Here is a 26,043-nt window from a genome sequence, read left to right on the forward strand (position 1 = left end):
CCCTACACCCCTACACCCCTACACCCCTACACCCCTACACCCCAGCCTTACCTCATTAATAACCGTCGTCGCAATAAATCCAAAGCTGTACACGCACTTAAATGACGAATCAAAGAGCGATCGCGCATTGTGCCGAACTGATATTTAAAGCTGGTAACTTCCTCTTTTGGCCCTGCTAAACCAATGTAAACCAAACCTACTGGCTTACTTTCACTTCCTCCCCCTGGGCCAGCAATTCCAGTAATACTTAACCCCCAAGTTGTCCCCAGGCGTGTTTTTACACCTATGGCCATTTGTTCGGCCACAATATCACTCACAGCCCCAAATTCGGCTAAATCATCTGGCTTCACTCCCAACAACCCTGCTTTTACTGAGTTATCGTAAGAAATTACACCACCCCAAAAGTAATCAGAACTGCCGGGTATTTCTGTTAACATTTGTCCTAACCCTCCACCAGTACATGATTCTGCCACTGATAGGGTTTCTCCTGATGCCCGTAATAACTCCCCAACTACAGAAGCTAAAGTATCATCATTAACACCATAAAAATCCCAACCTGCAATTTCTTTAATTTGTTTTTCTACAGGTACAATCAAAGCCTCGGCGGCGACTGGTGAAGTAGCTTTAGCTGAAATGCGTAGGCGGACTTCTCCCTTACCCGCATAGGGTGCTACCGTAGGGTTAGGTAGATTCAAGTAGGCACTAACTTTTTCTGCTAAAGCTGATTCCCCAATTCCCCAAAACTTCAAACTGCGGCTGTAAATAATTTCCTGACCCCAGCCTTGACTTTTGAGAAAAGGCACAGATGTTTCTTCCCACATCCGGCGCATTTCACTAGGAACACCAGGAAAGGTAAAAATCGTAATTCCTGGACGGGGTTGCCAAATAATACCCGGTGCTGTACCACTGGGATTGGGTAAAATGTCTGCACCTTCGGGAATTAAAGCTTGTTTACGGTTGCTGGGGGTCATAACTCGACCCCGTTGAGCAAATTTTTGTGTAATATCTTCAATAATTTCTGGGCGTTCTACCAAGGGAACACCAAAAAAATCAGCGATGGTTTCACAAGTCAAGTCATCTGGTGTAGGGCCTAATCCACCAGTGAAAATCAGAATATTAGCTCTAGAAAGAGCAATTTCTATAACTTGCTTAATGCGTTCTGGGTTATCTCCCACTACTGTTTGATAGTAATGAGGAATGCCTAATTGGGCTAGTTGTTGAGCTAGATATTGAGCATTTCCGTTGAGGATATCTCCCAATAGTAATTCAGTCCCGACACAAATAATTTCTGCACTCATAAGGCGAAACCCAAAAAAATAAAGGTTAACGATTAACAATCAATCGTCAACCGTCAACAACCAAGAACATAAAGATGTTTAAAACCGTACTTCTCTCCGTTCGCGGAGCGTGTGGTAGACAGACACTGACGCTAGGGAAGGTTCACAAGAAAGTGGGTGGTGAACGAAATTTTATGTGGGATTTCTAGCTACGTATCCAAAAAATTACCCTCCACACTCCCCACACCTCCCACACCTCCCACACCTTTTTTCGCTCACCCGAAAGGGGGTGTTTGTTGCCCCCTGCTCCCCTGCTCCCCTGCTCCAAAGCTTTTCACTTTTGCTGGGCAAATTTGCGGACTCGCCAAATTACGTAACTTAATAGCGAAGTAGCTGCACAGATATAACCAATGCTACTAGGTACACCAGCAACACCTAACGCTAAACTTCCCACCCATAAGGTGAGAGAGTATATGAATAATACTGACCAACGATGAGATAAACCAGCCTGTAAAAGTCGATGATGTAAATGACATTTATCTGCTACCCAAGGGCGTTTACCTCGGCGTAGCCGTGCCAAAATAACTGCGGACATATCGACAATGGGGACTGCCAAAATTAAGTATGGCAAAAGAACGGCAGTGAAGGCAGGAATTTTTACTAAACCGATGACACCAACAGAGGCTAAGGTGAAGCCCATAAAATATGAGCCACCATCCCCCATAAAAATTTGAGCAGGATTGAAGTTATACCGGAGAAATCCTAAAGCTGCACCAGCTAAAGCCGCAGCAATTAAGGCTGCTGCTGGTTGGTGCATAAATAAAGACACCAATAGCATCACTACAGCCGCAATCCCAGAGACTCCAGCCGCTAAACCGTCTAATCCATCAATCCAGTTGATGGCATTTACCATGCCAACTAACCAAACTACTGTAATCGGTAAACTGAGCCAGTTAAGGTCAACTATACCAATGGTAGGAACGGTAATAAAATCTATGCTCACACCTGCTTTCCATGCACCTGCTGCAACAAGAATTTGTATCAGCAAGCGCGTGAGAGGGGATAAACTTAATAAATCATCAGCTAAACCAATCAAGAAAAAGCCAAGACCACCTAAAGTCACGCCCCATATTTGCCATTCTTTCTCAGGGGGTAGATTAGCAAACCCACCCAACCACCAAACAATCATTAAAGATAGCATTGTGCCTGTGAAGATAGAAACTCCTCCCAGGCGTACCATCGGACGGTCATGAATTTTGCGATCGCCAGGTTGATCTACACGTCCACTTCTAATACCAATATTTTTGACATCAGGTGTAGTCCAGAGAACGACTACTGCGGCGACTAGGAAAGCGATCAGATGATAAATCTGAGCAAGCATCTGTAATTTTTACGATTTTATTAACAAAAATTGGTTAAGGACGTTTCCTTCTTAATTTTTACTATATTTGGGACTCTCATCAGCATAAGATTTGGGGATTGGGGATTGGGCTAATCAATTCAAAATTCAAAATTCAAAATTCAAAATTAAAGAATTTTGGGCATGGGGCATTCCCCATGCCCCATGCCCCATGCCCCATGCCCCATTCCCCATTCCCAGCTTTATGCTAAGGCTGGTACAGGAATTTCCAAGTGGGAATATAAGGGGAAGCGATCGCACAATGCAGCTACCCGACGTTTACAATCTTGGGCTACTGCTTCTGATTCTGGGTTGAGCAGGCGATCGGCAATAATATTACCAATTTCAGTAAATTCACTTACTCCCATACCCCTTGTTGTCATGGCGGGAGAACCTAACCTTAAACCACTCGTGACAAATGGTGATTGGGGATCAAAGGGAACTGTGTTTTTGTTGGCAGTAATATTTACTTCACTAACTAACTGATCTGCTTTCTTCCCTGTCATATTCACAGATCGCAAATCCACGAGCATTAAATGGTTATCTGTACCATCAGATACTAATTTTAATCCCCGGTTTTGCAGTTGAGTTGCTAAAGCACGGGCATTATCAATTACTTGCCCTGAATAAGTTGTAAATTCTGGCTTCAAGGCTTCACCAAACGCAACGGCTTTACCTGCAATTACGTGTTCTAAAGGGCCGCCTTGCGTTCCGGGGAAAACGGATTTATCTAACTTTTTACCCAGTTCTGGATCACGGGTTAAAATTAAACCACCTCTGGGGCCGCGTAGGGTTTTATGGGTAGTGGTGGTGACGACATCACAATAAGGAATTGGATTCGGGTGCAAGCCACTGGCGACTAACCCGGCAATGTGGGCAATATCCGCTAGTAAGTAAGCACCAACTTCATCTGCAATAGCGCGGAATTTTTCAAAGTCAATGATGCGAGGATAGGCAGAATAACCACAAATTAAGAGCTTCGGACGTTCCCTTAACGCCAGCTCACGAATTTGCTCGTAGTCTAGTTGTTCTGTCTGTTGACTTACGCCGTAGTGACGCACTTGAAACCATTTACCTGAAACATTTACAGGTGAACCGTGGGTAAGATGTCCGCCATGAGACAAATCCATCCCCATAATTGTGTCCCCTGGTTGTAACAATGTCAGGAAAACTGCAAAATTTGCCTGTGCGCCAGAGTGGGGTTGTACGTTAGCATGAGCCGCACCAAATAACTGTTTGGCTCTATCAATAGCGATTTGCTCGATTTCGTCAATAAATTCGCAACCACCGTAATAACGCTTACCGGGTAAACCTTCAGCGTATTTATTCGTCAACACTGAACCCTGAGCCGCCAAAACAGCCGCAGAGGTAAAGTTTTCGCTAGCAATTAATTCTAAGTGGTCGCGTTGACGTTGGAGTTCTTGATTAATTAATTGTGCGATCGCGGGATCGGAGGTAGCAAGCAAGTCTGAATTTGTCCTAGTCACTTCAACTATACCTAATGGCAATTTGTACAAAAGTGGATTTGGTGGGTGGGCAACTTATCTATAATTAAGTCTCAACAGTCAATCTTTTCCTGGTAGTGGGCTATTATACAAACACGATTGATGGCATCTGTATTGTTGACTTTGATTATTAGCTGCCAGCCAACTTCCATAGATTAACGATCATAAACCTGTTTCTGAAAATATGAACTTTTATAATGTTCAAAATATTCTTACTTGCCACTGCCAAGACCCCACTTAAATCCTGATCTTTGATGGCAGGTGAAGTTGATGAAGTAATCATGATATTTTTAAGTATTTATCCACGGTAGTTTAATGGCTGTGGTAACATATAAGCATCAATGCTTAATACACCTAAATACTTAAACATCTGTTATGTATCACTAGCATAAACCTCAACTTGATGCTCAGTGACATATCATCCTCACCAAAATTTTGCATCTACTCTGAGACATCAAATAGAGGTCTATAAACGGAACAGTATTGGGTGAACAGTTGTCAACTAACTGATAACTGAGTTTTAGCCTAGGAATCACCTGATCGGCAGTAGAATGTCAAAGGAGGGGTTTTAGTATGTTGGTCATCTTAACAGACGAACAAATCCTAGCTCCTGAGAGAGTTTGTCAGTCTTGCTTACTTGCTGATGGTAATGGTCAACCCCGTTGGCGTAGCGGACATTTATCTTGTGGTCATGCTATTCGGCAACTAGGACAACAGCAGCCAGAACAGTACGAATGTCTCATGGGCTTTCGCATCGCGCAAATAGAATAGTAAAACTTTACTAGCAAGGCTGAGTAACTGCGTTATCCTAGGCTCAAGTAACTCTAAAATTTAGCCACAGGAGAATGCAAAATGGCTTGGCGCGGGACTACAACAATTGCCGATAGAATTTTTGCTTGTTTACCTTATCTTCTGCCCATAATTGATGGTCTCGTCTTTGGTAGTTTTTTATTAAGACAATTCCCATTTCTACAAATACTGTTGATACCTTTGCAACCAGTATTGGTAGTTTACGGTAGTTTAGGACAATTGGGTCAACTTCTCGTTTTCTTTGCTTTATTTATATTTGTGGTGAGAAACGAAAAAATTAGTCATTTTATCCGTTTCAACACGATGCAGGCAATTCTGCTAGATATTGTTATATTTTTGTGTACTATCTTAGTGAGAATTTTGACACAAATTCCTAATACTGGGTTTGCCATCGAGACAATAGCAAACACAATTTTTCTGGGCATCTTAGCAGCAGTAGTATATTCAGTTGGTCAGTCATTACTGGGACGTTATGCAGAAATTCCTGCTATTTCGGACGCAGTGTATATGCAAGTCCGCTAACAGTTAGCGGGGTATGACAGTGTTTTCTAGGCGACCGATACCTTCAATTTCAATACGGACGCGATCGCCTAATTGCAATGAACCAATCCCTTCCGGTGTACCCGTTAACACTACGTCTCCAGGTAATAAGGTCATGACCTGGCTAATATAAGACACTAAAAAATCTGGGGGAAAAACCATCTGATCAATACCCGCAGATTGCAATGGTTCAGGATGATCATTGAGAAAAGTCTGTAATCTAGCCCCAGGATTTAATTCTCGCACAATCCAAGGGCCAAGAGGGCAGAAAGAATCAAAACCTTTAGCCCGTGTCCATTGAGCATCTTTTTTTTGCAAATCCCGCGCTGTCACATCATTGGCGATAGTATAACCCCAAATTTTAGTTTGGGCTTCTTCTGGTGTGCAATCACAAGCGCGATCGCCAATTACTAATGCTAACTCCCCTTCATAGTCTACTCGCTCTGACTGAGGCGGATACTTGATTGCTGTCTCCGTGGGAATAATTGATGTTGGTGGTTTCAGAAAAATTAATGGCTCAACAGGAACTAAACTCCCCATTTCTGCCGCATGATCAGCGTAATTCTTGCCCACTGCAACAATCTTTGAGGGAGCGCAAGGCGCAAGAATTTGGTAATTGTCTGCTTCTAAAATTAAATCTGTGGGTTGCCCCTGTAACCAAGGTGGAGCATCCAGCACCTGCACGTTCAGGGATAGTTGTAACAACCCATAGTAAATCTTTCCTTCTTGATTTTGAACTCGCACATAGCGTTGGGCCATAATCTTGATCAATATCCTCTCATCTAAAGTGAAAACTAGGGAATGAGTATCAATAGCTATCCATTACAAGTTATTTGATCACTGTTGACTGTTAACTGATTTAACTCTCCCCTACACCCTTACTTCATGAAAATTTGCCAATTATCACCAGCAAACACAATTTTGGCAGATGCAGCTGATGATTAAAATAGAAAACTGGTAAGATTATAAGAGATATGTTGAAAACCCTGTGACTTTAGTGCAGGGATGAAAACTATTTTGTAGCTTTGAGAACTACGTAACGTCACAGCTAAACCAAGTTAGTTTAGTGTCCCACAAGGTTAAAGCCTTGGCTTTAATCCCTTGGAAGATAACTGTCAAGAATGATGGCTGTGTTCCTCATTCGGAACAACAGTTTGAATCACCGTGACTTTAGTACGGTGAGAGTCAAAGTTCCTTGCTGCTTCAAATGTTCCTTGATATTAGTAGCTTCAATAAAGGTACTGTATAAATTAACATCAGCAGCCAAATGTCCAAAAGGAGAATTACAACTATGTCCACAGTTTACGAAACACTATATATCCTGCGTCCCGACCTCACAGATGAACAGGTAGACTTAGCGATCGCTAAATATCAGAACTTGCTCAAAGATCAAGGTGCAGATAACATCGAAATCCAAAATCGTGGTAAGCGTCGTCTTGCTTATGAAATTAACAGGCATCGTGATGGCATCTATATTCAAGTAAACTACACTGGGACTGGAACAGTGATTGCTCCTTTAGAACGTGCAATGCGTTTGAGCGAAGATGTCATTCGCTATCTCACAATTAAGCAAGAAGTTTCCGAGGAGAAAACCGAGGAAGTTGCTGCTACTGCATAAATTCAGTGATCAGTTAACAGTTATCAGTTATCAAAGAGTGTGGTGGGAGATTTAAACAACCACCGCACCTTAACAGTAATTTGTCTTACTGAACGCCGCCTTTGTGGCAGACTTAAACCCACTGATCAGCTAAATTGTGAAGGCTGTGGTGAGTTAAAACACCACAGTTAATTCCTCAAAACCTAGGTCGCTACCCTGACGAAAAAAAATTTTACCTTCTGCCTTATTTTGTGATGGAGTTGGGAATGCTAAATTAACATTACTTGCCACAAGCAGGTAATGAGCGAAGCCTCATCCTAGGCGATCGCACTTATATTCAAGGTTGGACAATATTCTTCAATCGGAGCTTTAAGCCGCCGTGAGCCAAACTGAAATCCCCAACATCCAAGCTCTATCTACAGAAATGTCGCAGCTGCGCCAAGAGTTACAGCTACGCGATCAATTAGTGCAGCAACTATCTCAAGAACTTTTTCGGCTAGTCAAGGGCAATACTAATTTTATACCTCCCAAATTAGAGCCGGAACAGGATCTAACACAGTTAAAAGCTTTGCAAGAACAGTTACAAGCTGTTGAGGAACAAGTCACTTTCTATCAAGAGCAAATTGCATCTCGTGACGCGGAAATTTACCAACTGCGGCAGTCAGTGCAGGAATTAACAGATCGCAGTCGAATGTTGGAGCAAGTTGTACAGGAACTACCTCAAATTTACCGTCGTAAATTTGAAGAACGAATGACTCCAGTGCGAGAGAAAGTAGCGACACTACAGAGAGAAAACCGTCAACTACAAGCCGAACTTCAGAGCGTCAGTTATCGCTTGGCTCTGAAAACCCGTACTTCTAGTCATAGTGGCATTGATTTGCCCAACTTTCCCCGTCCAGTATCTACACCAACAAATGTTTCTGCTGTGCAGAATGCCTGAAACATTTAATTTAAATTTAATTATTGAATATATAAATAAAATTGCAGTTTTCCTGAAAAACTGTGTATTTTTATTTGCCTACTTTTAAAATTACCCCACCAAAATGCCCTCACTCTAGAAGAGTAGGGCTAGTAATCTTTCGCGCCGCATACCTTCAAACAAAACTTGACTTCGCAAAAGATTGAGGATTTTAGTCCAAGTTTCCCTCTCAGTTCTTAAAAGAAAGATGGGCTTGGCTGGTGTGTGAGTTTAGCTTGCTAATGATAGCTGCTCACCATTGACGCAATTCAAGACATCTTCATAGGTGTCAAAAATCTCAAATACCGAATCTAATTGTGTCAGTTCTAAAACTAAGCGCACAGGTGTGTGTACGTTGCACAAAACTAAGCGACAACTGTTTTGTTTGGCTGAAGTTAAGGCTTTGACTAATGAAACTAATCCCGTACTATCCATAAAGTCTACTGCTGCGAGGTCAATTACCCAGACTTGATGAGGTTGAGGTGCGATCGCAGCCATTTGTGCAATCAAAGCGTTACCATCTTGTAAGTCTACGCTTCCTTGGGGCTTCAACAAAACCACTTGCAATTCTTGTGTGAGTGTCATGAATTTAACCAAATAGTTGAAACAATTAACAAAAGCAGGAAGTGGATATCAATACTGAATGACGTTTTAATTGTAAAATCATTCCTACAATTACTCAGGGTAGTATCTGTAGATGACTCCAACTGACGCGATCGCTTCAGTATTTATTCCGTATAATTTGTTTTAACACTTCTCAATATAGGCACAAACGCCTAATGATTTCCGTATCAATAGTATCTTTTACAGAATTTTTATATTTTTTTCGGCTTTTTATGAATTTTTCATAATAAGTAATTGATTTATCTTATTTATTATGCAGTTATGCTAGTACATGATGAATATTTGCTTGTCAATTATAAATAACTTATAAGTCATATAGATTTAAATTGATTATAATCTTCCCCTACACTCCAAAACCAAGGTTTTTTACGGTGTGTACCAAAAACCTTGATTTTGGGGTGTAGGGGTGTAGGGGTGTAGGGGTCAGTGAAACGATGATTCTTTCGTTAGTTTGAGAGTCATGACTCACTGCTAGGTAAAAAACCTACACTTGTGAGCCACACGCCGCCCCAACGGGGCTTTGTCAATCTAAAATACTTGCTGCGCTGCGTCCGCTACGCCAAGACAAATTTAAAATCTAAAATTGTTTGACACCCCAGGTAAAAACAAGCAAAGATGTATATAAAGTAAAAAATTGTAAAGGCGACGGTGCGGGATGTCTCTTGAGTTGATTTCATTAGAAAACATCCAGGAGTTTGCCCATCATTACGGTTACTGGGCTATTTTTTTGGGAATATTATTAGAAAATCTCGGTATTCCTCTTCCCGGTGAAACTGTAACCTTAGTGGGTGGATTTTTAGCTGGTAGTAATGAATTGAATTATTGGATAGTTTTGAGTATTGCGGTAAGTGGTGCTTTTATTGGTGGGATTTGCGGCTACTGGATTGGTAGGTTAAGCGGTTGGTCTTTTTTATTGCAAGTAGGTAAGATATTTCGGATTAGTGAAGTACGATTATTAGCTATTAAAGAGCAGTTTAGTCAAAATGCACCTAAAGCTGTATTTTTTGGTCGCTTTTTTGCTCTGTTACGGATTTTTGCCGCACCACTAGCTGGTATAGCTGAAATGCCTTTTGGAACATTTTTGGTATATAACATTTTAGGTGCAACTGCTTGGGCTAGTTTGATGGTCACATTAGCCTTTTTTGCAGGTAGGATTGTTTCTCTAGAACAGTTGGTAACTTGGGTCAGTCAGTTTGCAATTTTGGCTTTACTGATACTGGTAGCGTTGATTGTGATTCCCCTATGGTTGGAATCTCGCCAAGTTAGGGAGTAGACAATACAAATAGGGGTAGAACTGATTATGCGAGGGCAAGTTCTCCCCTACTGCCAACAAAACTAGCTAGGTAGAGTTGAATTTAAAAATTATTAGGAATACAGACATCAGGCGCACACAATCCCGAAAATTTGAGAGTTTTGACCTCTAAGGTACTCAAATCTACGTGACGGATAGCATGGTTATTGGTATCACATATATATAGATGTGAACCTAACACACTCAGTCCTGAAGGTTCAAAAAAACGGGTACTTTTACCTTCGCCATCTTGTAACCCGGCAGAACCATCTCCCAAAATAGTTTGACAATTGCCTGTATGGGGACTGACTAATTTAATTTTATGGTTGTACGTATCTGCAACCCATAAAAAATTATTGGCATATTCTATTCCTAGACAGTGCTGCAATCGCACATTTTCGCCTTCTCCATCAACATCACCAAAGCCAAATAAATCTCCACTACCACAAATAGTCCTGACTTGACATGGTTCTATTAATCCCACGCCACGAATTGAACTAATTTCACTGTCAGCAATGAATAACTCTTGTCCGTTGGTAGTAATTCCGCTAGGTTGAGCAAAGACAGATTCCGTGAGTGAACCATCAAGACAACCTTCTGCACCTCTACCAGCATAGGTTGACACCATACCTGTATTTAAGTTCATCTGCCAAATTTGATGTGAACCTGCCATTGCGATGAATAGGGTATTTCCTACTTTCACTACATCCCAAGGAGAATTGAGGGGAATTTGTAAGCCATCACCCCCATGAGGATGAATATTGCGGCTTTGTTCACCAGTGCCGGCAATGGTTTCTACCACTTGGCGGTTAATATCAACTTGACGCACAGCATGATTTTCGGTGTCAGCAACGTAGAGAATTTGATTGACTGCATCAAATGTCATTCCTTGGGGTGCAGAAAACTGTGCGGCAAAGAAATCACCATCTGTTAAACCAGCCTTAGCATTACCAATTACCTGAAGAACTTCACCATCTAAAGAACTCATCACCAGCCGATGGTGTCCAGAGTCAGCAATAAATAAAGCTTCTGGAGTAGCTAAAACCTTACCAGGAAAAGCTAAGGGTGTGATTAATGGTTGTTGCTGTTTTTCTAAAGTCAGACTGAGTTGTTGGAAATTTATTGTGCCTTGATGTTGATGTTCTTGAATCAACTTTTCAATTAATTGGTCTAAAATATCACGATTGCCTTCACCAGAAACAGAGGTAATCACGTAGCCTTCTGGATCAATCACAATAAATGTAGGCCAAGCACGCACTGTATACTCTTGCCATATACGGAAATTTCTATCTACTACAACTGGGTGTTCGATGTCATAGCGCAAAATAGCTTGGCGGATATTTTCAGTTTCTTGTTCGTTGTCAAATTTGGCCGAATGAACACCAATGACTGTCAGACTATCTTGATATTTCTGTTCTAAGTACTTGAGGTCTGGTAAAACATGGAGACAATTAATACAACAGTATGTCCAAAAATCTAAAATGACAATTCTACCCCTGAGTTGTTTAAGTGATAAGGGTTGCTTGGTATTTAGCCAAGTGTAATTTTGGGGTAGTTCTGGGGATCTGACACGGGGAGTCAAGTTGCTTCGCTCCAATTCAAAATTCAAAATTCAATGGAAAAATTAGATATCAGTGAGTTATTTGAGTGGGTGGAATTAGCTAAAACTCAGACGCATCTAGGTAAGGTTTGCGATCGCATTCCGCAATTAGCTATGGTTGATCCCCGTTGGTTTGCAGTTCATATCTGCTGTGTATCAGGACAAACTTATAGTCTGGGGGATACAGCCTGTGTCTTCCCCTTGATGAGTGTAATCAAATCATTTTCATTTCTGTATCTGCTGGAGGAGATGGGAGCAGATACAGTTTTGCAATGGGTGGGAATTGCACCATCAGATAAAGCTTTTAATTCTCTAGAGCAATTAATTAGCGATCGCGGACACCCCCGCAATCCCATGATTAATAGTGGTGCTATTACTCTAGCGGATAAATTACCGGGAAAGACTCCTAACGAGCGCGCCGAGAATTTATGCCAATGGTTGAACCAGTTAGCCAATTGTCATCTACATATAGATGAGGTGATGTTAGCCTCAGTACGCGCGTCTCGTTCAACTGCTAATCAGGCGATCGCTAATTATCTAGCTGAGACTGGAAATATTACAAATCCCGATCTTACTCTTGACACATACGAACAAATATGCTGTATTTCTGGAACAGTCAAGGATTTAGGCTTACTCGGAAAACTCTTAGGGTGTCAGCATGACTATATACAATCTCAGCACCGTCAGATAGTCAATAGTGTGATGTTAACCTGTGGTTTATACGAAGCTTCGCCATTATTGGCAATTAAAATTGGACTGCCGATGAAGTCGGGGATCGGTGGTGGGTTATTAGCAATTGTACCGGGAGAAGGTGCGATCGCCTGTTATAGTCCAACTTTAGATAGTATTGGTAATCCTATTGGGGCGATCGCGTTTGTGGAATTATTAGCCCAAAAACTAGAGTTGAGTATTTTTAACTAAAAGCACAAGAGCAGAGGCAATGCAATCAGTATCAACTGAATGATAACTGAGCCATGCCCCATGCCCCATGCCCTATTCCGCCGATACAGAATGCGATCGGCGTTTGAAATAATCGCCTAAGTTGACTTTTTTAGGTTTGTTAACTGGTTGTTCAGTTGACTCAGTCGCATTAACCTCTGGTTCAGTTATTGGGGTAGCAGTAGGTGATGGTGTAGTTACTGCTGCTGGTGATTCTTCCTGAACTTCAGGCTGAGGTTTTACCTCTAATTGGGGTTCAGGAGTAATGCTTGGTGATGGTGTCGGCGTTACCTCTGCTTGGGGTTCAGGGGTAATGCTTGGTGATGGTGTTGGCGTTACCTCTACTTGGGGTTCAGGGATAATGCTTGGTGATGGCGTTGGCGTTACCTCTAGTTGGGGTTCAGGGGTAATGCTTGGTAATGGTGTTGGCGTTACCTCTGGAGGTGTAGGAATTACCCTAGGAGATGGTTGGGGAGTGGGAATTATTTCTGGTTGTGGTGTTTGTGTAACTTCAGGAGTGGGTAATTGTTCTTCTTTGGGTTGAGTTTCTGGGGTAGGTGTAGGTTCAGCAACTGGTTCTTTCGCTGCATAGCCGGGATCTACAATGCCACGTACTTCATCAGCAGTTAATTCCCCTCTGGTGATTTTGGAGAGAGTATCTTTACCTTTTGGTTGGTAGTTAACCAGTCTGACTGTAGTGTTAAAAGCATTTTTAACTGGGTTTCCCTGATTATCGAGAAATTCTAACTTAACCCAATTTATACCTCGTTTAAAACCTTTGAGGTAAACTGACTGCCAGCGATCGAGTACGAAACTTTCGTCGTTAATTGTACAGCGAATACGCCAATCGCTGATTGTGTCGTCAGCATTATCTTTGGTACTTAGATGTAGAGGTGCGTTAGTCAGATAAAAGTCTAACAAGATGGGTTCTGCCCCATAATCACCTTGAGGGCTACTGTAGGTTAACAGGGGTAGAGATGTATCAGGATTGTTGTCATCAGTTTTAGTAAACAGATGAAACGTTGTCTCGGCATAAGCACCTGCATTTTTAAAACTCTCATGCCAAGGACGAGAGGCAAAGACACGCAGAGTATGAGTTCCTGGCGATAAATCTGACAATACTAGCGGTTTTTCTAAGTCGTAAATAGGAATATATGGCTGATTATCAACGATTAAATGCAGATAAGGGCCAAGTTCCCATTGTGGATGTTGAAAAATTGGTAAGTCTTTAACCTGAAGTTGGACTCTAACTGTCTGATCTGTGAGAATTTGATCAGGTTGAGGCTGAATGATTTGGACTTGTGGCCGATAAGTGTCTAGAGTTAGCCCCAGTTGTTGAATAACTGCTGGTGGGGATACTTCGGAAAATTGCTGAGATATTTGTTGTTGCGGTTGGTCTTTGTACTTTACAGAGACTTGCTCTCCCAAGCTTTTGTCACCACAACTAGTCAAACTCAAAACAAAGACTACTGCAATTAGCCATCTCAAAATAGGTGAAAAAAGGGCATTGGGCATTGGGCATTGGGCATTGGGCATTGGGATCAAAATCTTCCCTGCCCCTCTGCTCCCCTGCCCCCTGCCCCCTGCCCCCCTTTGACTGCGCTCAGGACAAGCCTGCCTCCTGCCCCCTACCTCTCCGAAGTTTCGATCCGAGGAAGCCTCGGCTCGAACTTCTCTCTGCCTGTGGTTCATGGCTGATACCCAGTGATGATTTTTGACAACTGCTAGATTATTTTGACTGATCTGAACTACGGCAAACTATTGTCTCAAAGGTTAAATCTAGTTCACATAGCATGAATTTTTGAAATTGCCATAATAAACGTTATATTATTTACATCTTGTATTAATTAAGTATTTAAATCACAAATCAAATCCATAAGAAAAGAAATATACCCAAGCCTAGACTGCCTGGTAAGTTGGTGTTCCAGTGTATCAAAGGATAAATTTTACGAATTGTTATTGTTTGTAAATTAAATAGATAAAGTATTGACTTTTTTGCAGATAGTTGGCAGTGGAAAGGTTATTGAGACAATTATTTTAGCGATTTTGAATTATTGTTAAAATCTCTCTAACAATGTACAAGTGAAGACTTTATAATTCAACAGAAACAAATTTCCACATAGCGTCTTCGTCGCCCCTCCAGAAAAATTCTGTGGGAAGCGATAGTGGTTCTCTTTGTGGTTTCATGATTCCTCATTCCTTATCTAGAGAGGAGGTCGAATGACGATTAGTCCTCCGGAGCGAGAGGAAAAAAAAGCCAGAGTGATAGTTGATAACGATCCAGTCCCAACCTCATTTGAAAGATGGGCTAAACCTGGACACTTCGACAAATCTCTAGCTAGAGGCCCCAAAACCACCACATGGATTTGGAACCTTCATGCCCTCGCCCACGATTTTGATACACATACAAGCGATTTAGAAGACATTTCCCGCAAGATATTTGCGGCTCACTTCGGACACCTGGCCGTTGTGACCATCTGGTTGAGCGGGATGATATTCCACGGCGCGAAGTTTTCTAACTACGAAGCCTGGTTGAGCGACCCACTGAACATTAAGCCCAGCGCACAAGTCGTTTGGCCAATTGTGGGACAAGACATTTTGAATGGTGATGTTGGTGGTGGATTCCACGGTATTCAAATCACCTCTGGCTTGTTCCAAGTATGGCGGGGCTGGGGGATCACCAACTCCTTCCAGCTGTACTGCACCGCTATCGGTGGCTTAGTGCTAGCAGGTTTATTCTTGTTTGCTGGTTGGTTTCACTACCACAAACGCGCTCCCAAATTGGAATGGTTCCAAAATGCGGAGTCGATGTTAAACCACCACTTGCAAGTGCTGCTAGGCTGCGGCTCTTTGGGATGGGCTGGTCACTTAATTCACGTCTCCGCACCAATCAACAAGATGTTGGATGCAGGTGTACCCATCAAAGATGTACCCTTGCCCCACGAGTTCATCCTGAACAAAGACCTGTTGATTGAGCAGTTCCCCGGCTTTGCCAGTGGTTTAACACCTTTCTTCACCTTGAATTGGGGTCAGTACGCTGACATCTTGACCTTCAAGGGTGGTTTAAACCCTGTGACCGGTGGTTTGTGGATGACTGATATCTCCCATCACCACTTAGCGATCGCGGTATTGTTCATCATCGCTGGACATATGTACCGCACCAACTGGGGTATTGGTCACAGCATCAAAGAGATCCTCGAAAACCACAAAGGCCCCTTCACCGGGGAAGGTCACAAGGGTCTTTATGAGAACATGACCACCTCTTGGCACGCTCAATTAGGCACTAACCTAGCATTCTTGGGTTCGTTGACCATCATCATCGCGCATCATATGTACGCGATGCCCCCCTATCCCTACTTGGCAACTGACTACGCAACTCAGTTGTGCTTGTTCACCCACCATATGTGGATCGGCGGATTCTTGATTGTGGGCGGTGCTGCTCACGCTGCCATCTTCATGGTGCGGGATTACGATCCTGTTGTTAACCAAAACAACGTCCTGGATCGGGTGATTCGTCACCGGGATGCCATTATTTCTCACCTGAACTGGGTTTGTATTTTCCTCGGCTTCCACAGCTTTGGTCTATACATCCATAACGACACAATGCGCGCATTGGGTCGTCCCCAAGATATGTTCTCCGACACCGCAATTCAGCTACAACCAGTATTTGCTCAATGGGTGCAAAACCTGCACACCTTAGCTCCTGGTGGCACAGCTCCTAACGCTTTAGAGCCAGTTAGCTATGCGTTTGGCGGCGGTATCTTGGCTATCGGTGGTAAAGTCGCTATGATGCCCATCGCTTTGGGTACTGCCGACTTCATGGTTCACCATATCCATGCTTTCACCATCCACGTAACTGTTCTGATTCTGCTCAAGGGCGTACTATTCGCTCGTAGCTCTCGCTTGATCCCCGATAAGGCTAACTTAGGCTTCCGCTTCCCTTGCGACGGCCCTGGCCGTGGCGGTACTTGCCAAGTTTCCGGTTGGGATCATGTGTTCCTAGGACTGTTCTGGATGTACAATTCCTTGTCAATTGTGATTTTCCACTTCAGCTGGAAAATGCAATCTGATGTTTGGGGAACAGTAGACGCAGCTGGTAATGTGTCTCATATCACTGGTGGTAACTTTGCCCAAAGTGCCATCACCATCAACGGCTGGTTGCGTGACTTCTTGTGGGCGCAAGCTTCACAAGTAATCAACTCCTACGGTAGTGCTTTGTCTGCTTACGGACTCATGTTCCTGGGCGCACACTTCGTTTGGGCATTCAGCTTAATGTTCCTGTTCAGTGGTCGTGGCTACTGGCAAGAATTAATTGAGTCCATCGTTTGGGCGCATAATAAACTGAAGGTAGCTCCAGCAATCCAACCTCGCGCTCTGAGCATCACTCAAGGTCGTGCAGTTGGTGTAGCTCACTACCTCCTGGGAGGAATTGCTACCACCTGGGCATTCTTCCACGCACACATTCTTTCAGTAGGATAGCAATCAGTTTAAGGAGTACTGAGTTGTGAGTAGTGAGTGAAAAACTTAAGACTCAAAACTCAGAACTCCCAAAGCTGAAACCTGATGGCTAAAGGTCAGAGGAAATATCAAACCTATGGCAACAAAATTTCCAAAATTTAGCCAGGATCTCGCACAGGACCCAACTACGCGGCGCATATGGTATGCGATCGCAATGGGCAACGATTTTGAAAGCCATGACGGCATGACCGAAGAAAATCTTTACCAAAAGATTTTCGCTACCCACTTCGGACACCTGGCAATCATTTTCCTTTGGGCTTCCAGCCTCCTGTTCCATGTAGCCTGGCAAGGTAACTTTGAACAGTGGATTAAAGATCCTCTACACGTCCGCCCCATCGCCCATGCGATTTGGGATCCCCACTTCGGTAAACCAGCAATTGAAGCTTTTACCCAAGCTGGTGCTAGTAATCCTGTAAACATTGCTTACTCTGGTGTTTACCACTGGTGGTACACCATCGGTATGCGGACAAACACCGAACTGTACATCGGTTCAGTCGGACTGTTATTATTCGCTGCCCTGTGTTTATTTGCTGGTTGGTTGCACTTGCAGCCCAAGTTCCGTCCCAGCCTCGCCTGGTTCAAGAGTGCTGAATCTCGCCTCAATCACCACCTTGCTGGTTTGTTTGGCGTTAGCTCTCTGGCTTGGGCAGGTCACTTGATTCACGTTGCTATCCCCGAAGCTCGTGGACAGCACGTAGGTTGGGATAACTTCTTAACCACTGCCCCCCACCCAGCAGGTTTAACACCTTTCTTTACAGGTAACTGGAGCGTTTACGCCCAAAACCCTGATACAGCAGGTCACGTCTTTGGGACATCCACTGGTGCTGGTACAGCGATTCTGACCTTCTTAGGTGGTTTCCATCCTCAGACAGAATCTCTGTGGTTGACCGACATCGCTCATCACCATTTGGCGATCGCTGTACTGTTTATCGTTGCTGGTCATATGTATCGCACCAACTTCGGTATCGGTCACAGCATCAAAGAAATGATGAATGCCAAAACTTTCTTTGGCAAACCCGTTGAAGGCCCCTTCAATATGCCCCACCAAGGCATTTATGACACCTACAACAACTCTCTGCACTTCCAATTAGGTTGGCACTTGGCTTGTTTGGGCGTTGTAACCTCCTGGGTGGCACAGCATATGTACTCTCTGCCTTCCTACGCGTTCATCGCTAAGGACTACACCACACAGGCAGCGTTGTACACCCACCACCAATACATCGCTATCTTCTTGATGGTTGGTGCGTTTGCTCACGGTGCGATTTTCTTAGTTCGTGACTATGATCCCGAACAAAACAAAGGCAACGTACTAGAGCGGATGTTACAGCACAAAGAAGCATTGATTTCTCACTTAAGCTGGGTATCTCTCTTCTTAGGCTTCCACACCCTCGGTTTATACGTTCACAACGACGTAGTAGTTGCTTTTGGTACTCCTGAAAAGCAAATCTTGATTGAACCTGTATTTGCTCAGTTCATTCAAGCTGCTCACGGTAAAGTTCTCTACGGCTTAGACACCTTGTTGTCTAACCCCGATAGCGTTGCTTACACCGCTTACCCCAACTATGCCAACGTTTGGCTACCTGGTTGGTTAGATGCCATTAACTCTGGTACTAACTCCCTGTTCTTAACAATTGGCCCTGGCGACTTCTTGGTACACCATGCGATCGCATTGGGTCTGCACACCACCACCCTCATCCTAGTCAAAGGTGCTTTGGATGCTCGTGGTTCTAAGCTGATGCCCGATAAAAAGGACTTCGGCTATGCCTTCCCTTGCGACGGCCCTGGTCGTGGCGGTACTTGCGACATCTCCGCTTGGGACTCCTTCTACCTAGCTCTGTTCTGGGCGTTAAACACAGTAGGTTGGTTAACCTTCTACTGGCACTGGAAACACCTGGGTATTTGGCAAGGTAACGTTGCTCAGTTCAACGAAAACTCTACATACTTAATGGGCTGGTTCCGTGATTACCTCTGGGCTAACTCCGCTCAGTTGATCAACGGTTACAACCCCTACGGCGTGAACAACCTGTCTGTCTGGGCTTGGATGTTCCTCTTCGGACACCTCATCTGGGCTACTGGTTTCATGTTCCTCATCTCCTGGAGAGGTTACTGGCAAGAGTTGATCGAAACCCTAGTTTGGGCGCACGAACGTACTCCTATCGCTAACCTCGTTCGCTGGAAAGACAAACCCGTTGCTCTCTCCATCGTTCAAGCTCGTGTAGTTGGTTTAGCTCACTTCACCGTCGGCTATGTTGTCACCTATGCAGCTTTCCTAATTGCTTCTACTGCTGGTAAGTTCGGTTGATCTGGCTGCTAGTTTTGTAGGTAAGTAATAAAAAATCCCCTGCCGTAAGGTGGGGGATTTTTTTTTAGTGGTGAAGTTATACCAATTTTGGATTTTGGATTTTGGATTTTGGATTTTGGATTGGTATTACCCTATTCCAGAATCTCGAAACAATACTACTTATCCCAATTAGGTATGATTTGTTGCCTTCTGGCAAATATAAGCTACGGTGTACACACAAGTCAAAGTGTTTCTTGAATTGATTCCTCTCAACTATTTAAATCGTTGAGTAATCGCCGAATTAAAGCTGCATCTTCTGTTTCGGGAGTTTTATTCAAGTAAGTTTGTAAATCTGCTGTGGCTGCTGAATAGTTACCTAACTGGTAGTTTAACAAACCGCGATCGCGCACTTCTGAAGGAGTATCAGGAAATAACAGTAAAATCCTCTCGACTACAGCCAAGCTTTTTTCTAGCTGTTGTTGTCTCAAATAAATATATTTTAAATTAGCTAAAATCCGGGCTAAAAATTGCCGGTTGCTGACTGTAGCTAAAAATTCTGGGCGTAAAGGGACGTTTTGCTGAAACATTTGGTTTAGCCTGTCTTGACAGTCTTGGCTAAACATCACTTCGCCACGATTAAAAGCATCGACAAAAATTTCCATGTCTGGAATTGCTGGACGAATTAAAAAATGTCCTGGCATTCCTACACCTAACATGGGAAAATCTATGCGGCGAGCAATTTCTAAATACACCAACGCCATTGTAATGGGAATACCTGTCCGTCGGTCAATTACATCATTTAAAAAGCTATTGCAGGGGTCATAATAATTACTCTGATTCCCCACAAATCCTAAATCATCATAGAGATATTGATTGATAGTTTGAATGACTCGCAATGGATAACGTGAAGAGGGTAAACGTTCTTGTACTTCTGCTGCCATCGTATCGAAAACGTTTAAGTATTCTTCTATATCAATGTAGGGATATTCTTCTTTGGCAATGTATAAAGCTGCTTTAGCTAGGTCAATATGCTCATCGGAATGTTGAATTTCCCGGTAAAAATATTGTCGTGGTAGAGAGAATGTCATAAGGGACACCTGATAGGTAATTCGTAATGGACTTCGTCCCGCTTCGCTAACGTAATTCGTAATTCGTAATTGGTAGTTCGTAATTACAAATGTGAGTTATGTTGATGTGGTTTGTTGGCTCTGCTTTTGATGGGTTTGGGGGATGATTACTTTTAAGAAAGGCTGGGATTATTACTCATGGGGTTTTGTGGCTGAGGTTGCAGTTTTTTGATCCCATGATGTTGTATCTGGTTCTAATGCTGGGTGGTGATTTGTTTTAAACAAGTTGGTAGTCATTGTCTTAATTACAATATACAGGATTGGTACGACAAATAAACTTAAGAAAGTGGCAATTAACATTCCACCAAACACTGCTGTTCCCAAGGATTGACGACTGCCTGCACCTGCACCTGTGGCAATAGTTAAGGGAAAAATACCAATGAGTGTGGAAAATGCGGTCATTAAAATTGGGCGTAAACGTTCTTGTGCTGCTTCAATTGCAGCTTTGGGAATGGGAAGTCCTTGTTCGTGGAGTTGGTTGGCAAATTCGACAATCAAAATTGCATTTTTACTTGCCAAACCAATCAACATGACTAAACCAATTTGACAGTAAACATCATTAGCAAAACCCCGCATTGATTGGGCTAGTAATGCGCCAAAAATTGCTAAAGGTACAGATAACAAAATGATGATAGGGTCAATGTAGTTTTCGTATTGGGCGGCTAATACCAAAAATACAAATACTAGTCCTAAACCAAAAATTAAAGGTGCTAAACCACCGGATTCTTTTTCTTCTAAGGAAGTGCCAGACCATTCATAACCATAGCCAGCAGGTAATACTTGTTGGGCTAATTGTTCCATTTTATTAATTGCATCACCGGAACTAAAACCAGGTGCAGCACTGCCGTTAATTTCTATGGAACGAAATAAATTGTAGTGGTTAATGGTTTGCGCTCCGACTACAGGAGTAATTGTGACTAAATTACCCAGAGAAATCATTTGATTGGTTTGCGATCGCACATACAATTGTTCGATATCTTTGGGGTTAGCACGAAATTGTTTATCTGCTTGCACATACACGCGATAATTGCGCTGTTGCAGATTAAAATCATTGACATACTGAGAACCCAAAGCCGTTTGTAAGGTGCTGAAAATATCATCCACAGACACTTGCAATGCGTTGGCTTTGTTGCGGTCTACTTCTACTAATAATTGTGGTGTATTGGCTGCAAAGGTACTAAATACGGCTTGTAATCCTGATGTTTGGTTGGCGCGTCCTAACAATTGTCCCATTGTCTGGACTAAATTTTCTAAACCGCTATTGCCTCGGCGGTCTTGCATTTGAAAGGTAAAACCGCCAAAGTTACCTAAACCTTGAATCCCTGGAGGGTTGACAGCAAGCACTCTAGCTTCAGGAATCGCAAATAACTTACCTTGTAGCTTCCCAATAATAGCTTGTACTGATTGGTCTGGTCTTTGACGTTCAGCCCAAGGTTTTAAGGTGGTGAAAATAATACCTGTGTTGGCTGTACTGCCGCTAAAACCAAAGCCGCCTACTGCAAACGTTCCTACAACTTCTGGTAAAGGGAGAATTTCTTTTTCTACCTTAGCCATGACATCACTTGTGTATTGCAAAGATACCCCTTGCGGCCCTTGAAAAATGGTGATGAAATAACCTTGGTCTTCATCCGGTAAAAAGGCTGTGGGAACTGAGGTGTATAACCAAGCTGTTAAACCCAAGGCAACGACGAATAGACCGATGATAATACTTTTGATGCGGACAAGGAAAGAGAGCGATCGCCTATATTTTTGCCTGACTTTATCCAGTAATTCATTAAACTGCTCAAACCGCCTACCCAACCAACCTGTTGGCTTTTGTCCTTGGCGCAGTAATAAAGCACACAAAGATGGTGTCAGGGTCAACGCCAAAAATGTAGACAGGACAATCGAGAAGGCAATAGTTAAAGCAAATTGTCGATACAGTGCGCCAGTAGTACCAGGAAAAAATGCTACAGGAATAAACACCGCCATCAATACCAAAGAAGTGGCGATAACTGCACCAAACAATTCCGCCATTGACTCACTCGCAGCCCGACGGGGTGAAATACCTTTATCTTGAATAAAACGGCTAATCTGCTCAACTACTACAATCGCATCATCTACTACCAACCCCGATGCTAAAGTCAAACCAAACAGGGTCAAACTATTAATAGAAAAGTTAAAAACTTTGACAAAAGCGAATGTCCCCACCAAAGCCAAAGGAATAGTCAAAGCTGGAATTAAGGTAGTCCGCCAGTCCTGTAAAAAGACAAAAATCACCAGCACCACTAACGCCACCGCCATTAATAGCGTCTTGACTACTTCTGACAATGATTCCTCAACAAACATTGTCGTGTCAAAAGCTACCTGATATTTCATCCCTGGGGGAAAACTCGGAGCTAATCGCGCCATTTCCTCTTTCACGCCCCTAGCTACATCTAAGGCGTTACTACCAGGAAGTTGATAAATCCCTAAACCAACTGCCTCTTTACCCCGAAATCGTAAAAATGTATTGTAGTTTTCTGCCCCTAATTCCGCTCTACCGACATCTTTGAGTTTAACTAAAGTACCATCACTCTCTGTTTTCAGGACAAGTTCTTCAAACTCTTTTGTATCTGTCAGTCGGCTCGCAGCCCGCACATCAAGTTGATATTGTTGTCCTTTCGGTGCAGGTTCTTGCCCAATTCTACCCGCACCGACTTGCAAGTTTTGTTCTGTTAACGCCCTGGTGACATCTGCTGTAGTTAAGCCCCGACTAGCTAGGCGATTAGGATCTAGCCACAGACGCATTGCATAGCGACGTTCCCCAAAAATCCGTACATCACCCACACCTTTGACTCGTTTTAAAGCATCTGCCAAGTAAAGGTCAGCATAATTACTGAGAAATATGTCGTCATATTCCTGATTCTCGGTATACAAGCCAATCCCCAGCAAAATGTTAGTAGATTGCTTAGTTACCCGCACTCCTGTACGCTGTACCACGTCAGGTAATTGAGCTTCCGCCACAGAAACGCGATTCTGCACATCAACGGCAGCAATATCTTTGTCCCGTGAAGCATCGAAAGTCACAGTGATGCTACTAGAGCCATCGTTGCTGCTGCTGGAAGTAATATATTTAACACCCTCAACACCATTAATTTGGCGTTCTAAGATGTTTGTTACACCGCTTTCCACAACCTCCGCACTCGCGCCCGTATAGTTAGCAGCAACGTTGATTTGTGTCGGACTAATATCTGGAAACCGGGCAATCGGTAGAGTGGGAATACTGATTCCTCCCACCAGCAAAATAATTAAGGCGCAGACTGTAGAAAAGACTGGCCGTTTAATGAAGAAGTCAACAAACATAGATGGGGAATGGGGTTAATCAATTCAAAATTCAAAATACCCTTACGGGAAGCAAGCTACAAAATTCAAAAATTTTGGGAATGGGGCATTGGGCATTGGGCATTGGGCATTGGGCATTGGGCATTGGGGAAAATAAGTCTACCTTGTCTACCTTGTCTACCTTGTCTACCTTGTCTCCCCTTGCTCCCTGCCCCTTGCTCCCTGCCCCCTGCCTCCCTCCTGCCTCTACTCTGGAATAATCGGCGCGCCGTTGCTGAGGTTGAGAATGCCGGAAACTACTAGTTTTTCGCCGGGTTTTAGTCCTTCGAGAACTTGGTAGTTATTGCCTTCAATTGCTCCGAGTTTGACGGATTTCTGTACAGCTACTAATGATGGTGATCCGGGTTGGGGTTTTTCGGGTGGTTGGGCGACAAACACAAAGGTTTCTCCACCTAATCGAGATACGGCTGTGACGGGAATTAATACCCCTGGGCGTTCATCCCAAATCACTTTGGCTTGGACTAACTGGCGATTGAGTAGTTGTCCTGCACCGTTGCTGAAGGTGGCTTTTGCCAATACTGTTTGAGAATTAGAATTGGCGTTGGGTTCGATGAAACTAATTCTCCCTGTGGCGGTGGCTTCGCCTTGGGTATCTAATATCTGTACAGGTAATCCCGTCCGCAATTGTCCGGCTTGGTTGAGGGGAATGGAGATATTCAGTTCTAAAGCATTGTTTCTAGTCAGTGTGGTGAGTTGATCACCTTTGCTGACAAAGCTCCCTACTCTGACGGGAATATCACCGACAATCCCTGTAAACGGTGCAACTACGTTGGTGTAACGGACTTGAACTTCTGCTGCTTTGACTTGGGCGGCGGCTTGGGTAACTTGCGATCGCGCTTGGGCTATTTCTTCGGGACGTGCGCCGTTTTCTAGTTGTCTGAGGTTTTGTTTTTGCTGTTCTAGAGCCGCAGTTAGTTCGGTAATATCAGAACGGCGGCTTTTTTGCAGTTGTTCTAGTCTGCGCTGGCTTTCTCTTAATCTAGCTTCGGCACTTCGTTGTTCTTTGAGATATCCGTCTAACACATCTTGGGAAATTGCTCCCTCTTTTCGCAGTTGTTCGTATCGTTTCGCTCTGGACTGGGCTAAATCTAAATCAGATTTTGCTGACTCTATCTGCGCCTGGGCTTGAGCAATTTCCTCTGGACGCGCTCCCGCTTGAGCATCTGTTAATCTAGCTTGGGCTTGGGCTACCTGCGCTCTGGCTTGGGCAATTTGCTCTGAGCGCGTCCCCGCTTTGAGTTCCGCTAGGCGAGCGCGGGCTTGTTCTAGGGAAGCTTTGGCTTGTAATAATTGGGCTTGAGCATCATCACTTTGCAGACGGATGACTACTTGTCCCTCTTGAACGCGATCGCCTTCTTTAACTACAATCTGACTGACTCGCCCTTCAATCTCTGGACTCAGTACCACTGAGCGCGGAGCTTCTAAACTCCCTACAAATACTGAACTTTCTTCTAAAGTTCCCGTTTCCACCGTCGTCAATTTCACGGGAACGCCCATCGATTTACCAGCCATCATCCCAGGTGGGCTATTTTTTGTCAGGCTACTTTGCCACCACCTCCAGCCAAAACCACCACCCAGGATTAACAACAAAATGCCGACAATCAAAGGCCAACGCCGCTTTTTTTCAGGGGGAGTAGGAAGATAATTATTTTCTTGCAAGAGATTCTCAGCTTTTGGGGTGGTTGTAGAATCTTCTATCTCTACTGGTACTGAGGAATGGGAATAATCTTCATGAGACATATGGAACTACTCTTATTTTAAAAATTATCTGCGTGTAATTACTGTGATAATCTTTTTTCTCTGCATCTTTAGCAACTTTTTTTGATGCGCTTTGGGCAACTGTATTTTACAAATGTATTGCATAAACCTAAATTTTGTGTGTTACCCTGCCTTTTTATACCTAAAAAGATTTATACATATTTTTGATGAAAGACAAACCTATCAACAACCGTCCTAGAAGTATCTCCAAAACATGAGATTTCCTAGCACAACATTTGACTAAAACTATTTTATGCAAGCACTTGCTTACAAATGCAAGTAATTGCTTGCATTATATACACAATATTGGGAAAATTTCTACAAATGAGCCACTTTGTCAGTTATCAGTTATCAGTTAAATTCAAAAATGAACAATGGCTGGTAAAAGTTAGTGGTGGGTGTAAATCCTCCACTATACGCCTGATAACTGTTAACTGTTCACTGTTCACTGATTTA

General features: G+C 43.3%; 19 protein-coding genes. 9 read left to right on the forward strand and 10 right to left on the reverse strand.

What is annotated here, in order from left to right:
• Positions 1–47: 47 nt before the first annotated feature.
• Positions 48–1,298, reverse strand: coding sequence for a competence/damage-inducible protein A (locus ACPZ3T_RS24290; protein WP_490271998.1), 1,251 nt, complete (start codon positions 1,296–1,298; stop codon positions 48–50).
• Between the two features lie 313 nt (positions 1,299–1,611).
• Complete coding sequence (locus ACPZ3T_RS24295) at positions 1,612–2,658, reverse strand: glycosyltransferase family 4 protein (RefSeq protein ID WP_490271999.1); 1,047 nt, start codon at positions 2,656–2,658, stop codon at positions 1,612–1,614.
• A 98-nt stretch (positions 2,659–2,756) separates the two neighbouring features.
• Between ACPZ3T_RS24295 and ACPZ3T_RS24300 the strand changes: the two genes are divergently transcribed.
• Entirely contained in the window at positions 2,757–2,888 is a 132-nt protein-coding gene (locus tag ACPZ3T_RS24300; RefSeq protein WP_490272000.1) for a hypothetical protein, read from the forward strand.
• Here the strand turns inward: ACPZ3T_RS24300 and glyA are convergent.
• A complete protein-coding gene (gene glyA / locus ACPZ3T_RS24305; protein WP_490272001.1) occupies positions 2,880–4,163 on the reverse strand; it encodes a serine hydroxymethyltransferase in 1,284 nt (427 codons plus the stop codon). The two genes, ACPZ3T_RS24300 and glyA, sit on opposite strands and share 9 nt — an antisense overlap.
• Positions 4,164–4,754: 591 nt before the next feature.
• On the opposite strand from glyA, the gene ACPZ3T_RS24310 reads away from it, so the two are divergent.
• Both ACPZ3T_RS24310 and ACPZ3T_RS24315 read left to right on the forward strand, forming a co-directional pair.
• Positions 4,755–4,952: a hypothetical protein gene (locus ACPZ3T_RS24310; protein WP_490272002.1), complete on the forward strand. Its 198-nt coding sequence runs from the start codon at positions 4,755–4,757 to the stop codon at positions 4,950–4,952.
• An 81-nt stretch (positions 4,953–5,033) separates the two neighbouring features.
• Positions 5,034–5,513 (forward strand): Tic20 family protein, encoded by a 480-nt coding sequence (locus ACPZ3T_RS24315; RefSeq protein ID WP_490272003.1) that lies wholly within the window; start codon positions 5,034–5,036, stop codon positions 5,511–5,513.
• 3 nt (positions 5,514–5,516) lie between these two features.
• Here ACPZ3T_RS24315 and ACPZ3T_RS24320 read toward each other — a convergent pair whose 3' ends face one another.
• On the reverse strand, positions 5,517–6,290 hold the full coding sequence (locus ACPZ3T_RS24320) for a fumarylacetoacetate hydrolase family protein (RefSeq protein ID WP_490272004.1): 774 nt from the start codon (positions 6,288–6,290) through the stop codon (positions 5,517–5,519).
• Between the two features lie 532 nt (positions 6,291–6,822).
• Between ACPZ3T_RS24320 and rpsF the strand changes: the two genes are divergently transcribed.
• Together rpsF and ACPZ3T_RS24330 are read left to right on the forward strand one after the other, a co-directional pair.
• Entirely contained in the window at positions 6,823–7,149 is a 327-nt protein-coding gene (rpsF, locus tag ACPZ3T_RS24325; protein WP_490272005.1) for a 30S ribosomal protein S6, read from the forward strand.
• Positions 7,150–7,507: 358 nt separating this feature from the next.
• Positions 7,508–8,068 (forward strand): Npun_F5560 family protein, encoded by a 561-nt coding sequence (locus ACPZ3T_RS24330; RefSeq protein WP_490272007.1) that lies wholly within the window; start codon positions 7,508–7,510, stop codon positions 8,066–8,068.
• A 249-nt stretch (positions 8,069–8,317) separates the two neighbouring features.
• Here the strand turns inward: ACPZ3T_RS24330 and ACPZ3T_RS24335 are convergent, their stop codons facing one another.
• Positions 8,318–8,671, reverse strand: a complete 354-nt coding sequence (locus ACPZ3T_RS24335; protein ID WP_490272008.1) for an STAS domain-containing protein — start codon at positions 8,669–8,671, stop codon at positions 8,318–8,320.
• A 694-nt stretch (positions 8,672–9,365) separates the two neighbouring features.
• On the opposite strand from ACPZ3T_RS24335, the gene ACPZ3T_RS24340 reads away from it, so the two are divergent.
• Entirely contained in the window at positions 9,366–9,983 is a 618-nt protein-coding gene (locus ACPZ3T_RS24340; RefSeq protein WP_490272009.1) for a DedA family protein, read from the forward strand.
• A gap of 82 nt (positions 9,984–10,065) precedes the next feature.
• Here the strand turns inward: ACPZ3T_RS24340 and ACPZ3T_RS24345 are convergent, their stop codons facing one another.
• Positions 10,066–11,583, reverse strand: a complete 1,518-nt coding sequence (locus ACPZ3T_RS24345) for a thioredoxin-like domain-containing protein (RefSeq protein WP_490277356.1) — start codon at positions 11,581–11,583, stop codon at positions 10,066–10,068.
• A 33-nt stretch (positions 11,584–11,616) separates the two neighbouring features.
• Here ACPZ3T_RS24345 and ACPZ3T_RS24350 point away from each other — a divergent pair, with 33 nt between their 5' ends.
• Positions 11,617–12,522, forward strand: coding sequence for a glutaminase (locus ACPZ3T_RS24350; RefSeq protein ID WP_490272010.1), 906 nt, complete (start codon positions 11,617–11,619; stop codon positions 12,520–12,522).
• Positions 12,523–12,594: 72 nt separating this feature from the next.
• Here the strand turns inward: ACPZ3T_RS24350 and ACPZ3T_RS24355 are convergent, their stop codons facing one another.
• Positions 12,595–14,076, reverse strand: coding sequence for a hypothetical protein (locus tag ACPZ3T_RS24355; RefSeq protein ID WP_490277357.1), 1,482 nt, complete (start codon positions 14,074–14,076; stop codon positions 12,595–12,597).
• A gap of 684 nt (positions 14,077–14,760) precedes the next feature.
• Between ACPZ3T_RS24355 and psaA the strand changes: the two genes are divergently transcribed.
• Both psaA and psaB read left to right on the forward strand, forming a co-directional pair.
• On the forward strand, positions 14,761–17,019 hold the full coding sequence (psaA, locus tag ACPZ3T_RS24360; RefSeq protein ID WP_490272011.1) for a photosystem I core protein PsaA: 2,259 nt from the start codon (positions 14,761–14,763) through the stop codon (positions 17,017–17,019).
• Positions 17,020–17,134: 115 nt separating this feature from the next.
• Positions 17,135–19,360: a photosystem I core protein PsaB gene (gene psaB / locus ACPZ3T_RS24365; RefSeq protein ID WP_490272012.1), complete on the forward strand. Its 2,226-nt coding sequence runs from the start codon at positions 17,135–17,137 to the stop codon at positions 19,358–19,360.
• 248 nt (positions 19,361–19,608) lie between these two features.
• On the opposite strand, the gene ACPZ3T_RS24370 is transcribed toward psaB, so the two are convergent.
• The 3 genes from ACPZ3T_RS24370 to ACPZ3T_RS24380 form a co-directional block, all read right to left on the reverse strand.
• Entirely contained in the window at positions 19,609–20,427 is an 819-nt protein-coding gene (locus tag ACPZ3T_RS24370; RefSeq protein ID WP_490272013.1) for a SirB1 family protein, read from the reverse strand.
• Positions 20,428–20,598: 171 nt separating this feature from the next.
• Positions 20,599–23,790 (reverse strand): efflux RND transporter permease subunit, encoded by a 3,192-nt coding sequence (locus tag ACPZ3T_RS24375; protein ID WP_490272014.1) that lies wholly within the window; start codon positions 23,788–23,790, stop codon positions 20,599–20,601.
• Positions 23,791–24,015: 225 nt separating this feature from the next.
• On the reverse strand, positions 24,016–25,569 hold the full coding sequence (locus tag ACPZ3T_RS24380; RefSeq protein ID WP_490272016.1) for an efflux RND transporter periplasmic adaptor subunit: 1,554 nt from the start codon (positions 25,567–25,569) through the stop codon (positions 24,016–24,018).
• Between the last annotated feature and the right edge of the window lie 474 nt (positions 25,570–26,043).

It is taken from the genome of Aliinostoc maniaoense, assembly GCF_058172895.1.

Bases quoted from the DNA above. Each gene is read 5' to 3' on its own strand.
- ACPZ3T_RS24380 (WP_490272016.1), bottom strand. From the start codon at position 25,569: ATGTCTCATGAAGATTATTCCCATTCCTCAGTACCAGTAGAGATAGAA.
- ACPZ3T_RS24290 (WP_490271998.1), bottom strand. From the start codon at position 1,298: ATGAGTGCAGAAATTATTTGTGTCGGGACTGAATTACTATTGGGAGAT.
- ACPZ3T_RS24335 (WP_490272008.1), bottom strand. From the start codon at position 8,671: ATGACACTCACACAAGAATTGCAAGTGGTTTTGTTGAAGCCCCAAGGA.
- ACPZ3T_RS24295 (WP_490271999.1), bottom strand. From the start codon at position 2,658: ATGCTTGCTCAGATTTATCATCTGATCGCTTTCCTAGTCGCCGCAGTA.
- psaA (WP_490272011.1), top strand. From the start codon at position 14,761: ATGACGATTAGTCCTCCGGAGCGAGAGGAAAAAAAAGCCAGAGTGATA.
- ACPZ3T_RS24375 (WP_490272014.1), bottom strand. From the start codon at position 23,790: ATGTTTGTTGACTTCTTCATTAAACGGCCAGTCTTTTCTACAGTCTGC.
- ACPZ3T_RS24355 (WP_490277357.1), bottom strand. From the start codon at position 14,076: ATGCCCAATGCCCAATGCCCAATGCCCAATGCCCTTTTTTCACCTATT.
- ACPZ3T_RS24370 (WP_490272013.1), bottom strand. From the start codon at position 20,427: ATGACATTCTCTCTACCACGACAATATTTTTACCGGGAAATTCAACAT.
- ACPZ3T_RS24350 (WP_490272010.1), top strand. From the start codon at position 11,617: ATGGAAAAATTAGATATCAGTGAGTTATTTGAGTGGGTGGAATTAGCT.
- ACPZ3T_RS24310 (WP_490272002.1), top strand. From the start codon at position 4,755: ATGTTGGTCATCTTAACAGACGAACAAATCCTAGCTCCTGAGAGAGTT.
- ACPZ3T_RS24340 (WP_490272009.1), top strand. From the start codon at position 9,366: ATGTCTCTTGAGTTGATTTCATTAGAAAACATCCAGGAGTTTGCCCAT.
- ACPZ3T_RS24315 (WP_490272003.1), top strand. From the start codon at position 5,034: ATGGCTTGGCGCGGGACTACAACAATTGCCGATAGAATTTTTGCTTGT.
- psaB (WP_490272012.1), top strand. From the start codon at position 17,135: ATGGCAACAAAATTTCCAAAATTTAGCCAGGATCTCGCACAGGACCCA.
- rpsF (WP_490272005.1), top strand. From the start codon at position 6,823: ATGTCCACAGTTTACGAAACACTATATATCCTGCGTCCCGACCTCACA.
- ACPZ3T_RS24320 (WP_490272004.1), bottom strand. From the start codon at position 6,290: ATGGCCCAACGCTATGTGCGAGTTCAAAATCAAGAAGGAAAGATTTAC.